Source organism: Georgenia wutianyii (genome assembly GCF_006349365.1).
GTDB lineage: Bacteria > Actinomycetota > Actinomycetes > Actinomycetales > Actinomycetaceae > Oceanitalea > Oceanitalea wutianyii.
Genome location: NZ_CP040899.1, coordinates 1276774 through 1291154, shown reverse-complemented (window position 1 = coordinate 1291154; position 14381 = coordinate 1276774). Strand labels below are relative to the sequence as shown.

The 14381-nt window shown below is 73.1% G+C and carries 15 protein-coding genes; 10 read left to right on the top strand and 5 right to left on the bottom strand.

Annotated features, from left to right (window positions below; translation table 11 throughout):
* The first annotated feature begins 62 nt into the window (after nucleotides 1-62).
* Both FE251_RS05740 and FE251_RS05735 read left to right on the top strand, forming a co-directional pair.
* Nucleotides 63-1049, top strand: a complete 987-nt coding sequence (locus FE251_RS05740; protein WP_139948224.1) for an ATP-binding cassette domain-containing protein — start codon at nucleotides 63-65, stop codon at nucleotides 1047-1049.
* A complete protein-coding gene (locus FE251_RS05735) occupies nucleotides 1046-1873 on the top strand; it encodes an ABC transporter permease (RefSeq protein WP_139073214.1) in 828 nt (275 codons plus the stop codon). Before FE251_RS05740 ends, FE251_RS05735 begins: the two co-directional genes overlap by 4 nt.
* Before the next feature lie 97 nt (nucleotides 1874-1970).
* Here the strand turns inward: FE251_RS05735 and dusB are convergent, their stop codons facing one another.
* Both dusB and FE251_RS05725 read right to left on the bottom strand, forming a co-directional pair.
* Nucleotides 1971-3185, bottom strand: coding sequence for a tRNA dihydrouridine synthase DusB (gene dusB, locus FE251_RS05730; RefSeq protein WP_139073213.1), 1215 nt, complete (start codon nucleotides 3183-3185; stop codon nucleotides 1971-1973).
* 93 nt (nucleotides 3186-3278) lie between these two features.
* The gene (locus FE251_RS05725; RefSeq protein WP_139948223.1) at nucleotides 3279-4463 is read right to left on the bottom strand and encodes a YibE/F family protein; all 1185 of its coding nucleotides are present in this window, start codon (nucleotides 4461-4463) and stop codon (nucleotides 3279-3281) included.
* A gap of 201 nt (nucleotides 4464-4664) precedes the next feature.
* On the opposite strand from FE251_RS05725, the gene FE251_RS05720 reads away from it, so the two are divergent.
* From FE251_RS05720 to FE251_RS05695, 6 genes are all read left to right on the top strand, one after another.
* Complete coding sequence (locus FE251_RS05720) at nucleotides 4665-6050, top strand: glycine--tRNA ligase (RefSeq protein ID WP_139948222.1); 1386 nt, start codon at nucleotides 4665-4667, stop codon at nucleotides 6048-6050.
* A gap of 144 nt (nucleotides 6051-6194) precedes the next feature.
* Nucleotides 6195-7163, top strand: a complete 969-nt coding sequence (locus tag FE251_RS05715; RefSeq protein WP_223147569.1) for a metal ABC transporter substrate-binding protein — start codon at nucleotides 6195-6197, stop codon at nucleotides 7161-7163.
* Between the two features lie 44 nt (nucleotides 7164-7207).
* Entirely contained in the window at nucleotides 7208-7984 is a 777-nt protein-coding gene (locus FE251_RS05710) for a metal ABC transporter ATP-binding protein (RefSeq protein WP_139948220.1), read from the top strand.
* Nucleotides 7981-8886: a metal ABC transporter permease gene (locus tag FE251_RS05705; RefSeq protein ID WP_139073209.1), complete on the top strand. Its 906-nt coding sequence runs from the start codon at nucleotides 7981-7983 to the stop codon at nucleotides 8884-8886. The genes FE251_RS05710 and FE251_RS05705 overlap by 4 nt, the downstream gene beginning before the upstream one ends.
* Entirely contained in the window at nucleotides 8883-9284 is a 402-nt protein-coding gene (locus FE251_RS05700; protein ID WP_139073208.1) for a Fur family transcriptional regulator, read from the top strand. The genes FE251_RS05705 and FE251_RS05700 overlap by 4 nt, the downstream gene beginning before the upstream one ends.
* The gene (locus FE251_RS05695) at nucleotides 9277-9792 is read left to right on the top strand and encodes a DedA family protein (protein ID WP_139948219.1); all 516 of its coding nucleotides are present in this window, start codon (nucleotides 9277-9279) and stop codon (nucleotides 9790-9792) included. The genes FE251_RS05700 and FE251_RS05695 overlap by 8 nt, the downstream gene beginning before the upstream one ends.
* On the opposite strand, the gene FE251_RS05690 is transcribed toward FE251_RS05695, so the two are convergent.
* Together FE251_RS05690 and recO are read right to left on the bottom strand one after the other, a co-directional pair.
* Complete coding sequence (locus FE251_RS05690; protein WP_139073206.1) at nucleotides 9789-10568, bottom strand: isoprenyl transferase; 780 nt, start codon at nucleotides 10566-10568, stop codon at nucleotides 9789-9791. The two genes, FE251_RS05695 and FE251_RS05690, sit on opposite strands and share 4 nt — an antisense overlap.
* Nucleotides 10565-11296, bottom strand: a complete 732-nt coding sequence (gene recO, locus FE251_RS05685) for a DNA repair protein RecO (protein ID WP_139073205.1) — start codon at nucleotides 11294-11296, stop codon at nucleotides 10565-10567. Before recO ends, FE251_RS05690 begins: the two co-directional genes overlap by 4 nt.
* Nucleotides 11297-11443: 147 nt before the next feature.
* Here recO and FE251_RS05680 point away from each other — a divergent pair, with 147 nt between their 5' ends.
* A complete protein-coding gene (locus tag FE251_RS05680; protein WP_139073204.1) occupies nucleotides 11444-11965 on the top strand; it encodes a flavodoxin family protein in 522 nt (173 codons plus the stop codon).
* Complete coding sequence (locus tag FE251_RS05675; protein ID WP_139948218.1) at nucleotides 11962-12447, top strand: GyrI-like domain-containing protein; 486 nt, start codon at nucleotides 11962-11964, stop codon at nucleotides 12445-12447. The genes FE251_RS05680 and FE251_RS05675 overlap by 4 nt, the downstream gene beginning before the upstream one ends.
* Before the next feature lie 42 nt (nucleotides 12448-12489).
* On the opposite strand, the gene leuA is transcribed toward FE251_RS05675, so the two are convergent.
* Nucleotides 12490-14247 carry a 2-isopropylmalate synthase gene (gene leuA / locus FE251_RS05670; RefSeq protein ID WP_139073203.1) on the bottom strand — a complete coding sequence of 586 codons (1758 nt, stop codon included), beginning with the start codon at nucleotides 14245-14247 and terminating at the stop codon, nucleotides 12490-12492.
* Between the last annotated feature and the right edge of the window lie 134 nt (nucleotides 14248-14381).

Below are 14381 nucleotides of genomic sequence, written 5' to 3'. Positions count from 1 at the left end.
CGATGACTTCGGGGCACCGCGCCGGTCTCTACCCGGCACACCACCATCGCGAAGGAGCCGCCATGGAACTCGCCCTGGCGATCGAGGCCGAGGGCCTCGTCAGACGTTTCGGGGAGACGACCGCCGTCGACGGCGTCGACCTCTCGGTCGAGCAGGGCACCGTCTTCGGGCTGCTCGGACCCAACGGCGCCGGCAAGACGACCGTCGTCCGCATGCTCGCCACCCTGCTCGCCCCCGACGCCGGCACCGCCCGGGTGCTCGGTCACGACATCCGGCGCGAGCCGGACGCCGTCCGCGCCCGCGTCGGGCTCACCGGCCAGTACGCCTCGGTGGACGAGGACCTCACCGGCGCGGAGAACCTCAGCCTCCTCGCCCGCCTCTACGGGTTCCCCGGGGCACGGGCCAAGGAGCGCGCCCGGGAGCTGCTCGCCGCCTTCGACCTCAGCGAGGCCGCCGACAAGGCGGTGAAGACCTACTCCGGGGGCATGCATCGCCGGATCGACCTCGCGGCGAGCCTCGTCATGAGCCCACGGGTGCTCTACCTCGACGAGCCGACCACCGGGCTGGACCCCCGCAGCCGCAACCAGGTCTGGGACATCGTCCGGCTCCTCGTCTCCGGGGGGACCACGGTCCTGCTCACCACCCAGTACCTCGACGAGGCCGACCAGCTCGCCGACCGGATCGCCGTCATCGACCGCGGCCGGGTCATCGCCGAGGGCACCGCACCCCAGCTCAAGGCCTCCGTCGGCACCGGCACCGTGACCCTGCGCGTGGCCGAGCACTCCCAGCGCCCCGCCGCGGGCGCCGTGCTCGCCGACGTCCTCGGCACCCCCGTCACCGAGCTGCCCGACGGGCTCGGGCTCAGCGCACGGGTCCCGGAGGACGCGCCGGACTCCCCGGCCCGGGCGCTCGTCGCCCTGCACTCCGCAGGTCTCGACGTGCCCGAGTTCAGCCTCGGCCAGCCGAGCCTCGACGAGGTCTTCCTCGCGCTCACCGGAAGCCCGGCCGAGGAGCAGACCGAGCCCTCACCCGCGGAGAGGACGTCATGAGATCCCTCGACATCGGCGCGAACACCGCGCTGCGCGACGCCGTCGCGGTCACCGACCCGCCCGAGCGCGCCTCCGCGCCGGTCACCACGCTCGTCTTCGCCCACCGGGCGCTGCTCAAGATCAAGCACGTGCCCGAGCAGCTGTTCGACGTCACGCTCTCCCCGGTGATCTTCACCCTGATGTTCACCTACCTGTTCGGCGGGGCCATCGCGGGTGACACGCGCACCTACCTGCAGTTCCTGCTGCCCGGGATCATGGTCCAGACGGTGCTCATCGTCAGCGTCTACACGGGCTTCACCCTGAACAACGACATCACCAAGGGCGTCTTCGACCGGTTCCGCTCGCTGCCGATCTGGCGCCCGGCACCGATCGTCGGCGCGCTGCTCGGGGACACCGTGCGCTACACGATCGCCTCGTGCGTCACGCTCGCGCTCGGGCTGGTCCTCGGCTTCCGGCCCGACGGCGGGGTCACCGGGGTGGTCCTCGGGCTGCTGCTCCTGCTCGTCTTCGCGTTCTCCCTCAGCTGGGTGTTCACCATCCTCGGCCTGGTCATGCGCAGCCCGAACGCCGTCATGGGCGTGTCGATGCTCGTCATCATGCCGCTGACGTTCGCCTCGAACATCTTCGTCGACCCGCGGACGATGCCCTCGGGCCTCCAGGCGGTCGTCGACGTCAACCCGGTGAGCCACCTCGTCACCGCCGTGCGCGGGCTCATGGCGGGCGCCACGACGTTCTCCAGCGTCGCCTGGGTGCTCGTCGCCTCAGCCGCCCTCACCGCGGTCTTCGCCCCCATCACCATGCACCTCTACCGCACCCGCGACTGAGGTCGCGCCCTCCCGCCCCCCTGCCCTTGCCCCCACCCCCCCTGCGCCGACAGCCGACTTCCGCACGACAGCCGACTTCCGCACGACCTGGGCGGGGTCAGCCGCCGGAGATGGAGAGCTCGGCCTCGGTGAGCAGGGCCCGGAGGCGCTCGTCGACGTCCTGGCTGTCGAGCCACGCCTCGGGCAGGTGCGGGGTGCGCGGCGAGCCCGCCCGTCCCCGCGGTCCCTCGGCGCCCTCGCCCGGGTAGGGCTGGGTGAGGTCGAGGGTCGCGAGGCGCTCGTCGAGCTCGGCGAGGGTGCTCACCAGCCCGAGCGACCGACGCGCCTCGCTGCCGACGACGTAGCCCTTGAGGTACCACGCCATGTGCTTGCGCAGCTCGCGCAGCGCCTTGTTCTCGTTGTCGAAGTACTCGACCATGAGCTCGGCGTGGCGGCGGACCGTCGCGGCGACCTCCGCCAGCCCCGGCCGCACCCGCAGCGGCGAGCCGGCGAACCCGGCGACGAGGTCGGTGAACAGCCACGGCCGCCCCTGGCACCCGCGGCCGACGACGACGCCGTCGCACCCGGTCTGCTCGACCATCGCGATCGCGTCCTCGGCGGACCAGATGTCCCCGTTGCCGAGCACCGGGACGCTGCGGACGGTCTCCTTGAGCCGCGCGACGGTCTCCCACCGCGCCTGGCCCGAGTAGTGCTGGGCGGCGGTGCGGGCGTGGAGGGCGACGGCGGCCACGCCGGCCCGCTCGGCGATCCGTCCGGCGTCGAGGTAGGTGAGGTGGTCGTCGTCGATGCCCATGCGCATCTTCACGGTGACCGGGACCTCGCGGGCGCGGCCGCGCGAGCCGCGCCGAGCGGCATCGACGGCGCCGGTCACGATCGCCTGGAACAGGTCGCGCTTCCACGGCAGGGCGGCGCCGCCGCCCTTGCGGGTGACCTTGGGGACGGGGCACCCGAAGTTGAGGTCGACGTGGTCGGCGCGGTCCTCCTCGACGAGGATCCGCACCGCCGCCGACACCGTCGCCGGGTCGACGCCGTAGAGCTGGACGGAGCGGACCGGCTCGAGCGGGTCGGGCTCGACCATCCGCATCGTCTCCTCGTTGCGCTCGACGAGCGCGCGCGAGGTGACCATCTCGGTGACGTAGAGGCCCGCGGGGGCGTGCTCTCCGGGCCGGGCCGTGGCGCGCGTGGCGTCGTCGAGCGCGGCGAGTCCCGCCTCCCGGCACAGCCGCCGGAACGGGGGGTTGGTGACGCCGGCCATCGGGGCCAGCACCACCGGGCTGCCCGCCGTGACCGATCCGATCCGCAGCGCACTCACCCGGACATTCTCCCCGACGTCCGCGACCCCGTCATCGTGGCCGCCGTCACGGGTCCGCCGCCGGCGTGCTCCGAGCCGCGACGACGAGCCGCGTCAGCGCTCGGCCGGGGCGCCGCGGCCTGCGGTCGTGACGACGAGCGCGGCACCGATCGCCGTCGTCGCCGGGATGGCGAGCACGAGACCGATCGAGGACACGAGCGTGCGCACGACCTCCTCGGCGATCTCCCCCGCCATGAGCGTGTCGACGACGCCGCGGTCGTAGGAGGCTGCCATGAGCAGCACCGGCAGGGCCGTGCCGACGTAGGCGAAGGCGAGGGTGTAGACCGTCGAGGCGATGTGGTCGCGCCCGATGCGCATGCCCCCGAGCCACAGCCGCCGGCGCGGCATCGTCGGGTCCGCGGCGTGCAGCTCCCACACGGCCGAGGCCTGCGTGATCGTCACGTCGTTGAGCGCCCCGAGGCCGGCGATGACGATCCCGCACAGGAGCAGGTCCTGCAGCCGCAGCCCGGGGAAGGTGCCGGAGAGCATGAGCGAGGTGTCCGAGGTCGTCCCGGTGAGGTTCGCCGCGCGCGTCCCCCACATGGCCAGCGCCGTCGCGATCGCCAGGCCGATGAAGGTGCCGACGAGCGCCGTCGTCGTCCGGATCGACACACCGTGGGCGAGGTAGACGGAGAAGAACATCATCGCGCTGCCTCCGACGAGGGCGACGGCCAGGGGCGGCGCGCCCGTCATGAGGGCGGGCAGGACGAAGACGACGACGACGGCGAGCGAGGCGCCCAGCCCGGCCATCGCGGCCAGCCCGCGCCACCGGGCCACGGCGAGGACGACGACGGCGTAGAGGACCGCGAGCCACGCCACCGGGACGGTGCGCTCGAAGTCCCAGAACACGTAGGGGACGCCCGAGCCGAGGGCGGTCGGGCTGAAGAGCAGCCGCACCCGGTCCCCGACGTCGGCCCCGTTGTCGAGCACCTCGGGCGGCACCTGGACGGGGATGACCTGGCCCTCCCCGACGCCGGTGAGCAGCTCGGCGCGCACCTCCGCGCCCTGCTCACCGGTGACCTCGACGACCTCGGCGGTCTCGATCGACATGCCGTCGCCGAGGAGCGGCACCGAGCCGACCGGGCTCTCCCCGCTCGGCCACAGCCACACGAGGCCGGCGACCGTGGCGAGCAGGAGGGGCACGACGATCGCGGCGAGCACGAGGCGCACCCGGCGCGCCTGGTCCGGCGGCAGCGGGGTGGGCGTCTCGTCGAGCACGTGGACGTGGGCGTGGCTCATCGCCCCGAACCTAACGCGACGCCCGTCGTCCCGGCCGCCACGACACGGTCACGCCCCCGTCGGCCGCCGGTGTGGGGGCGCGGCCGGGTCCTCCGTCCGGCCGGGTCCAGGTAGGTTGGTCCGGTGCTCGCGCCAGCCAGGCGCGGGTCTGACCAGCTCGCACCCGCCAGGTGCGGACGCACACAGACTGGAGTGATTGACGTGGCCGCTGCGCCTTCCCGACTTGATTCGGTCATCAACCTCGCCAAGCGGCGCGGTTTCGTCTTCCCGAGTGGGGAGATCTACGGCGGCACCCGCTCCGCGTGGGACTACGGGCCCCTCGGCGTCGAGCTCAAGGAGAACATCAAGCGCCAGTGGTGGCGCACCATGGTCCAGGCCCGCGAGGACGTCGTCGGCCTCGACTCCTCGATCATCCTGCCCCGCCAGGTGTGGGTCGCCTCGGGCCACGTCGGCGTCTTCACCGACCCGCTCACCGAGTGCCTCTCCTGCCACAAGCGCTTCCGCGCCGACCACATGGAGGAGGAGTTCGAGGAGAAGAAGGGCCGCGCCCCCGAGGGCCTGTCGGAGATCTCCTGCCCCAACTGCGGCACCCGCGGCCAGTGGACCGAGCCGCGCGACTTCAACATGATGCTCAAGACCTACCTCGGCCCCGTCGAGGACGAGTCCGGCCTGCACTACCTGCGGCCCGAGACCGCCCAGGGCATCTTCGTCAACTTCGGCCACGTGATGACCGCCGCGCGCCGCAAGCCGCCGTTCGGCATCGCCCAGATCGGCAAGTCGTTCCGCAACGAGATCACCCCCGGCAACTTCATCTTCCGCACCCGCGAGTTCGAGCAGATGGAGATGGAGTTCTTCGTCGAGCCCGGGACGGACAAGGAGTGGCACCAGTACTGGATCGACGCGCGCACCGACTGGTACGTCGACCTCGGGATCAGCCGCGAGAACCTGCGCCACTACGAGCACCCGCAGGAGAAGCTGTCCCACTACTCCACCCGCACGGTGGACATCGAGTACCGCTTCGGCTTCGCCGGCAGCGAGTTCGGTGAGCTCGAGGGCATCGCCAACCGCACCGACTTCGACCTCAAGACCCACAGCGAGCACTCCGGTCAGGACCTGTCCTACTTCGACCAGGCGAAGAACGAGCGCTGGGTGCCCTACGTCATCGAGCCCGCGGCGGGCCTCACCCGCTCGCTCATGGCCTTCCTCGTCGAGGCGTACACCGAGGACGAGGCCCCCAACACCAAGGGCGGCGTCGACAAGCGCACCGTGCTCAAGCTCGACCCGCGCCTCGCGCCGGTCAAGGCGGCCGTCCTGCCGCTGTCGCGCAACGAGCAGCTCTCCCCGGTGGCCCGGGACCTCGCCGCCGAGCTGCGCACGTACTGGAACGTCGAGTTCGACGACGCGGGGGCCGTCGGCCGCCGGTACCGCCGTCAGGACGAGATCGGCACGCCGTTCTGCGTGACGGTCGACTTCGACACCCTCGAGGACCAGGCCGTCACCGTGCGCGACCGCGACACGATGTCCCAGGAGCGCGTGGGCCTCACCCAGCTCCGCGCCTACCTCGCCGAGCGTCTCGTCGGCGCCTGACCCCACCCCGCCGAGAGCTGGATCGTGCGCGCGCGATCCAGCTCTCGGCGCGTGAGGGGTGGGGACCGGGCACGGCGGGCGCCGTACGCCGGGAGCCCCACGCCGGTTTGACAACGGTTCTCATCCTTATTGAGAATGAGTCTCATGCTCTTGCGCCGTGTCGTGCCCGCCTCCCTCGTCGCCGTCCTCGCCCTCGGCGGGTGCGCGGCCTTCCAGTCCGGCGACGCCGCGACAGCGACCAGCAGCACCCCAGAGGCGTCCGACGACGCGCGCACGACCGTCCTCGCGAGCTTCTACCCGCTGCTGTACCTCGCCTCCGAGATCGGCGGTGACCGGGTGGAGGTCGAGTCCCTCACCCCGCCCGGCGTCGACCCCCACACCGTCGAGCTCTCCCCGCGCACCGTCACCGACATCGAGGGCGCCGACCTCGTCGCCTACCTCTCCGGCTTCCAGCCCGCCGTCGACGAGGCCGTCGCGGTCACCGGCGCCACCGCCTTCGACGCCGGTGAGCACACCCGGCTCCTCACCACCGGCGAGACCGGCCACGACCACGACCACGAGGGCCACGCCGACCACGACCACAGCGGGGAGTTCCTCGACCCCCACTTCTGGCTCGACCCGGCCCGCCTGGCCGAGGTCGCCGCGGCCCTGGCCGAGGAGCTCACCGCCGTCGACCCCGACGGGGCTGCCACCTACGAGGCGAACGCCGAGCGGGTCGTCGCCGAGCTCACCGACCTCGACGCGGAGATCGACGCCGGCCTGGCCCGGTGCGCCCAGGACACGATCGTCGTCACGCACGAGGCCTACGGCTACCTCACCTCCGAGCACGGGATCCGCCAGGAGGGCCTGTCCGGCATCGACCCCGAGGCCGAGCCCTCCCCCGCCCGGCTCGCCGAGGTCGCCGACGTCGTCGACGAGCACGGCGTGGACACCGTCTTCGTCGAGTCGCTCGTCAGCCCGGCCGTGAGCGAGGCACTCGCCTCGGACCTCGGGCTGCGCACCGAGGTGCTCGACCCGCTGGAGAACCAGCAGGACCCCGACCTCGACTACCCCGCCGTCATGCGCGCCAACCTCGCCGCGCTCCAGGACGCCCTCGGCTGCGAGGCCCCGTGAGCGCGACCGCGCGCGAGCGTGAGGACGTGGGAGCATACCGACCCATGGCCCCACCGGTTCACGTCCGCGACCTGCGCGTGACGCTGGGCGGCGCCCCCATCCTCCAGGGCATCGACCTCGACGTCCACGACGGCGAGTTCGTCGCCCTCCTCGGCGCCAACGGCTCGGGCAAGTCGACCCTCGTCAAGGCGCTGCTCAGCGTCGTGCCCGTGACGTCGGGGACGGTCGAGCTCTACGGCGTCGACGTGCGCGACGCCCGCCACGTGCCGTGGCGCCGGATCGGGTACGTGCCCCAGCGGGCCGGCGCAGCCTCCGGCACGCCCGCGACGGCGCTGGAGGTCGTCGGCTCCGGGCTGCTCGACAACCGCCGCCTGCGCCCGCCGCGCCACTGGCGTGAGCGCGCGCTCGAGGCGCTCGACGAGGTCGGTCTCGCCGACCGCGCGAAGGAGACGGTGAGCGTCTTCTCCGGCGGCCAGCAGCAGCGCGTGCTCATCGCCCGCGCGCTCGTGCGCCGCCCCGACCTCCTCGTCCTGGACGAGCCGCTCGCCGGGATCGACCGCGACTCCCAGGACGCGCTGGCCGCCACGCTCACCGGGCTGCGCGACCGGGGCACCGGGGTGCTCGTCGTGCTCCACGAGCTCGGCTCCCTCGGCGGGCTGCTCGAGCGCGCCGTCGTCCTGCGCCACGGCCGGGTCGTCCACGACGGTCCTCCCCCGCCCGCGGCCCCCGGGCACCGCGGCCCTGACCACGAGCACCTGCACCCCTTCGAGGAACCGGCCGCGAACCCCCGCGGCCCCGAGCTGCGGCTGGACCTGTCATGACCCTGCTCGCCGACATGCTCGCCAGCCCGCTCATGCAACGGGCCCTCATCGCCGCCGTCCTCGTCGGCCTCGTCGCCCCCGTCATGGGCACCTACCTCGTCCAGCGGCGCCTGGCTCTGCTCGGCGACGGGATCGGCCACATGGCCCTCACCGGCGTCGCGGTCGGGTGGCTCGTCGGCGGCGCGATGAGCCTCACCCCGCACGACGTGCTCGCCGTCCCGGGCGCCGTCGTCGCCTCGATCGTCGGCGCGGTGCTCATCGAGGTCGTCCGCGAGCGCGGGCGCACGAGCGGCGACCTCGCCCTCGCCATGCTCTTCTACGGCGGCATCGCCGGCGGCGTCCTGCTCATCGGCATCGCCGGCGGGACGACGGCGAACCTCAACGGCTACCTCTTCGGGTCCATCGCCACCGTGAGCCTCACCGACCTGTGGCTGACGATCGCCCTCGCGGTGGCGATCCTCGCCGTCGGGATCGGGCTGCGCCCGGCGCTGTTCACCCTGTCGCACGACGAGGAGTTCGCCCGGGCGAGCGGGGTGCCGGTGCGGCTGCTCAACGTCGTCGTCGCCGTCCTCGCCGCGCTCACCGTGTCGGTGGCGATGCGGGTGGTCGGCGTCCTCCTCGTCTCCGCGCTCATGATCGTCCCGGTCGCCACCTCCCAGCTCGTCACCCGCTCGTTCCGGGCCACGATGACGCTGGCGATGGTCATCGGCGTGAGCGTGAGCGTCTCCGGGCTCACCCTCACCTACGCCTACCCGCTCTCCCCCGGGGCGACCATCGTCATGCTGGCGATCGCGGTGTTCGGCGTAGTATCGCTCGTGCGTCCGCTGCTCGGGCGACGCCGCCCTCCGGCCGACCCGCACCCGGACGTCCAGGACGACGTCGAGCTCCACGAGGCAGCATGAGACCCCGGATCACGCGCCAGCGCGCTGCCGTCAGCGCGCTGCTCGAGCGCACCGAGGACTTCCGCAGCGCCCAGCAGCTGCACGAGTCGCTGCGGGAGTCCGGCGACACCATCGGCCTGGCGACGGTCTACCGCACCTTGCAGGCCCTGGCCGACTCCGGTGAGGTCGACGTCCTGCGCGCCGACGACGGCGAGACCCTCTACCGCCGCTGCGAGAGCGCCAAGCACCACCACCACCTCGTGTGCCGCCGCTGCGGGACGACCGTGGAGATCAGCGGTGCCGGGGTGGAGTCGTGGGCCGAGGAGATGGCCGCTCTCCACGGGTTCACCGCCGTCGAGCACACCCTCGACCTGTTCGGGCTGTGCGCCGAGTGCACCCGCGACGACGACCGTGCCTGAGTTCCTCAGCGGCTGGCCCTTCTGGCTGGTCTTCGGCTTCCTGTTCCTCGGCGCGATGCTGCGCGGCCAGGGCATCTACTGGCTCGGTCGCCTCGCCACCGACCAGGCGCTGCGCCGTACCCACCCCGAGGGCGGCTGGCGGCTGCGTGCCCACCGCGCGCTCAGCGGCGACGGCGCCCAGCGCGGCGTCGCGGCCGTCCGCACGTGGGGGCTGGTCATCGTGCCGCTGGCCTACCTCACCGTCGGGTTCCAGAGCATGGTCATGCTCGGCGCGGGCATCCTGCGCATCGGCTGGCCGCGCTTCACCCTCGCGCAGGTGCCCGGCTCCCTCGCGTGGGCGGGGATCTACTCGACGATCGGCTTCGCCGTGTGGAGCGCGGCGATCGCCGCCGCGGCCGGCTCGCCCGCCGGGATCGCGGCGCTCGTCGCGCTCGTCGCGGGCATCGTCCTCCTCCTCGTCCTGCGCCGCCGTCGCGCGCGCCGGGTCGCGGAGGAGCTCCTCCCCTAGGGCTGGGCCGCGGCGTCGACGGCGCCACCGTACCGCCGGTCGCGCGAGGCGTAGATCTCGACGGCGCGCCACAGGCTGCGGCGGTCGACGTCGGGCCAGTGCTCCTCGAGGAAGACGAGCTCGGCGTAGGCGGACTGCCAGAGCATGAAGTTGGAGATCCGCTGCTCGCCGGACGTGCGCACGAAGAGGTCGACGTCGGGCAGGTCCGGCTCGTCCAGGTGCCGGGCGATGGTCCGCTCGGTGACCTTCTCCGGGTCCAGCCGCCCGGCGGCGACCTCGCGGGCGACCGCCCGCGCGGCGTCGGCGATCTCGGCGCGCCCGCCGTAGTTCACGCACATCGTCAGCGTGCACACGTCGTTGCCGGCGGTGAGCCGCTCGGCCTCCTCGAGCTCGTCGATGACCGACTTCCACAGCCGCGGCCGGCGCCCGGCCCACCGCACCCGCACGCCCCACTCGTTCATGACGTCGCGGCGCCGGCGCAGCACGTCGCGGTTGAAGCCCATGAGGAAGCGGACCTCCTCGGGCGAGCGCTTCCAGTTCTCGGTGGAGAACGCGTAGGCGGACACGTGGGTCACGCCGATCTCGATGGCCCCGGCGACGACGTCGAGGAGGGCCGCCTCGCCCGCCTTGTGGCCCTCGACGCGCGGCAGGCCACGGGCGTTGGCCCACCGCCCGTTGCCGTCCATGACGATGGCGACGTGCCGGGGCACGAACCGCCGGTCGATGCGCGGCGGGCGGGCACCGGAGGGGTGCGGCGGGGGCGGGACCGGACTCACACGCGCTCCACGTGACGAAGGGACCTCAGCTGGCGCTCGAGGTGGTACTGGAGGTGGGCGGCGACCAGCCCGGAGGCCTCGTCGCGCTCCCGCCGGCCGGAGGCCTCCGCGGCCGCCCAGTCCCCGGACAGGAGCGCGCCGAGCAGCTCGAGGGTCTGGCGGGCGGGCGCGGAGGAGCCCGGCGGGCGGCACCGCTCGCACACCGCCCCGCCCTGCACGACGTGGAAGGCCTGGTGGGGCCCGGGGCGCCCGCACTGGGCGCAGTCACCGAAGCTCGGTGCCCAGCCGGCGACGGCCAGCGAGCGCAGGAGGTAGGAGTCCAGGACGAGGCTCGCGGGGTGGCGGCGCGTCGCGAGGGCGTGCAGCGCACCGACGAGGAGGAGGTACTGCTGGGGCACCGGCTCCTCCTCGACCTCGGTGAGCCGCTCGGCGGTCTCGACCATCGCCGTCGCCGTCGTGTAGAGCGCGTAGTCCGCGCAGATGGCCCGCCCGTAGGGGGCCTGGGACTCCACCTGGGTGATGATGTCGAGGCTGCGGCCGACGTGGAGCTGGACGTCGACGAGGGAGAACGGCTCGAGCCGCGCGCCGAACTTCGAGCTCGTCCGGCGCACGCCCTTGGCGACCGCCCGCACGCGCCCGTAGCGGCGCGTGAGCAGGGTGATGATGCGGTCCGCCTCCCCGAGCTTGTGGGTGCGCAGCACCACGGCCTCGTCCCGGTAGAGCTTCACCGCCCCATTGTCGCCCACCGCGCCCTCTGCGCGCCCGGTCCCGCCCCGCGGCCGCCGCGTGTCGTGGTCCGCGCGGGCCTTCCACCGCCCGACGGCGCTGGGGTACCGTCGTGGGAGCAGTCGCCTCGTGGGGGGAGGTGGGGCACGGTGGACGCCGCAGTCGTCTACGAGTCGTCCTGGGGGAACACCCGGGCGGTCGCGCAGGCCGTCGCGCAGGGCCTGCGGGAGCGCCTCGACGTCGAGGTGCTCGAGGTCGGTACCGCACCCCCGCCGCACGAGCTCACGGTCGACGTGCTCGTCGTCGGCGGTCCCACCCACGCCTTCGGCATGAGCCGGCCCGCCACCCGCGAGGACGCCGAGCACCGCGGCGGGCAGCACGTGGGCACCGGGATCCGCGAGTGGCTCGCGTCCTCCGAGCCCCTGGACCTGAGGGGCGCCGCCTTCGACACCCACCTGCGCCACCCCGACCTGCCCGGCCACGCGAGCCGGAAGGCGGCCAAGGCGCTGCACCGGCTCGGGGCGGACCTCCTCACCCAGCCGGAGAGCTTCTGGGTCGAGGGCACCGAGGGGCCGCTGCTGCCCGGCGAGCTCGACCGTGCCCGTGCGTGGGGCACCGAGCTCGCCGCACTCGCGTCCAGCCCGGACGACCCGACCAAGGAGGAACCATGACCGAGATCTCGCTCATCGACGTCGAGGAGCGCCCGACCGTCGCCCTGCGGCGCCAGGTCCGGACCGACGCGCTGGCCGAATTCTTCGCCGGCGTCTTCGACGAGGTGTCCGCCGAGGTGGAGCGCGCCGGCATCCAGATCGGTGGCGCGCCGTTCGCCCGGTACCGCGGGGTCCCCGGGGACGTGGCCGACATCGAGGCCGGCTTCCCCCTCACCGCCCCGTGGCCCGGCGGCGCGGACGGTGAGCTCCTCGCCGGAACCCTCCCGACGGCGCGGGCGGTCGAGGCGGTGCACCAGGGCAGCTACGACACCCTGCGCGAGACCTACCAGGCGCTGGAGGCGTTCGTCGCCGAGCACAAGCTGCAGCTGCAGGAGGAGTGGTGGGAGATCTACGAATCCGGCCCGTCCTCCGACCAGGACCCCGGGACCTGGCGCACCCGCATCGTGTGGCCGATCGAGTACCCGCAGGTGACGAGCGACTGACCGCTCCGGTCGGGGCCCGCCCGCGGACGGGCCCCGACCGGGTCAGCGCACGGCGCGGTTGACGGCCGAGACGATGGCCATGAAGGACGCCGTCGTGATCGACGGGTCGATGCCCACGCCCCACAGCACCTGACCGTCGACCTCGCACTCGACGTAGGCGGCGGCGGTGGCGTCCCCACCGGTCGACAGGGCGTGCTCGGCGTAGTCGAGCACGCCGACCCGGACGCCGAGCTCGGCGAAGACGTTGGTGAAGGCGTCGACCGGGCCGGTGCCGGTGGCCGTGAGCGTGCGCTCCTCGCCGCGGTCGACGAGCGTGAGGGACAGCGTGGCCCGCTCCCCCTCCCCGCCGGAGGTGAGGGTGGTGCCGCGCAGCGCGAACCGGCCCCACGGCGCCAGCCCGGACCCGGGCGGGGCGGGCAGGTACTCGTCGCAGAAGATGTCCCACAGCCGCTCGGCGCTGATCTCCCCGCCGTAGGCGTCGGTGACCTTCTGGACGACGCCGGAGAACTCGATCTGCAGGCGGCGCGGCAGGTCCAGGGCGCGGGTGCTCGACAGCAGGTAGGCGACCCCGCCCTTGCCCGACTGGGAGTTGACGCGGACGACCGCCTCGTAGTTGCGGCCGACGTCGACCGGGTCGACCGGCAGGTAGGGCACGTCCCACGGGACGGCCTCGCGCTTCCCGCCGGCCTTCGCCACGCGCTCCTGGCGCGCCGTGAGCCCCTTCTTGATGGCGTCCTGGTGGGAGCCGGAGAAGGCGGTGTAGACGAGGTCGCCACCGTAGGGGTGGCGGGGGTGGACGTCCATCTGGGTGCACTGCTCGACCGTGCGGCGGATGCCGTCGATGTCCGAGAAGTCGATCTGCGGGTCGATGCCCTGGCTGAAGAGGTTCATCCCCAGGGTGACGAGGTCGACGTTTCCGGTGCGCTCGCCCTGGCCGAACAGGCAGCCCTCGACGCGGTCCGCGCCGGCCATGACGGCCAGCTCCGCGGAGGCGACGGCGGTGCCGCGGTCGTTGTGCGGGTGGACCGACAGCGCGATGAACTCTCGCCGCGAGAGGTTGCGGCTCATCCACTCGATCTGGTCGGCGTACACGTTCGGGGTGGCGCGCTCGACCGTCGCCGGGAGGTTGAGGACGATCTCGCGCGAGGCGTCGGGCTGCCACACGTCCATGACCGCCTCGCACACCTCGAGGGCGTACTCGATCTCGGTGTCGATGAAGATCTCGGGCGAGTACTCGTAGGAGAAGATCGTCTGCGGGTCGAGCACCTTCTCCGCGTAGGCCATGACCTCGCGCGTGCCGGCGACGGCGAGCTCCTTCGTCGCCTCGCGGTCGTTGCGGAAGACGATGTCGCGGAACACCGGCGCGGTCGCGTTGTACAGGTGCACCGTGGCCCGGTGGGCGCCGACGAGGGAGTCGACCGTGCGCTGGATGAGCTCGGTGCGCGCCTGGGTGAGGACGGAGATCGTCACGTCCTCGGGGATCGCCTCGTCCTCGATGATCGAGCGCACGAAGTCGAAGTCGGTCTGGCTCGCCGCCGGGAACCCGACCTCGATCTCCTTGTAGCCCATGCGGACGATGAGGTCGAACATGCGCCGCTTGCGGGCGGGGTCCATCGGCTCGATGAGCGCCTGGTTGCCGTCACGCAGGTCGGTGGAGAGCCACCGCGGGGCCTGGGTGATGCGGCGGGAGGGCCACTGCCGGTCCGGCAGGTCGATGCCGTTGACCTCGTGGAAGGGGCGGTACTTGCCGATCGGCATCCGCGAGGGGTGCTGCTGGTTGCTGGGCTTGCGGGTCTTCATCGTCGTCCACTTCGCTCGTCGGGCGCGCCGGGCGAGAGGGACACCGCGACGAGGGGCCGGCCGCTAGTGGGCCTCGCCGCGGCAGCGAAGGAGAAGGCTCCGTGCGTGCACCCGGCAGACTCTAGCGCACCGCC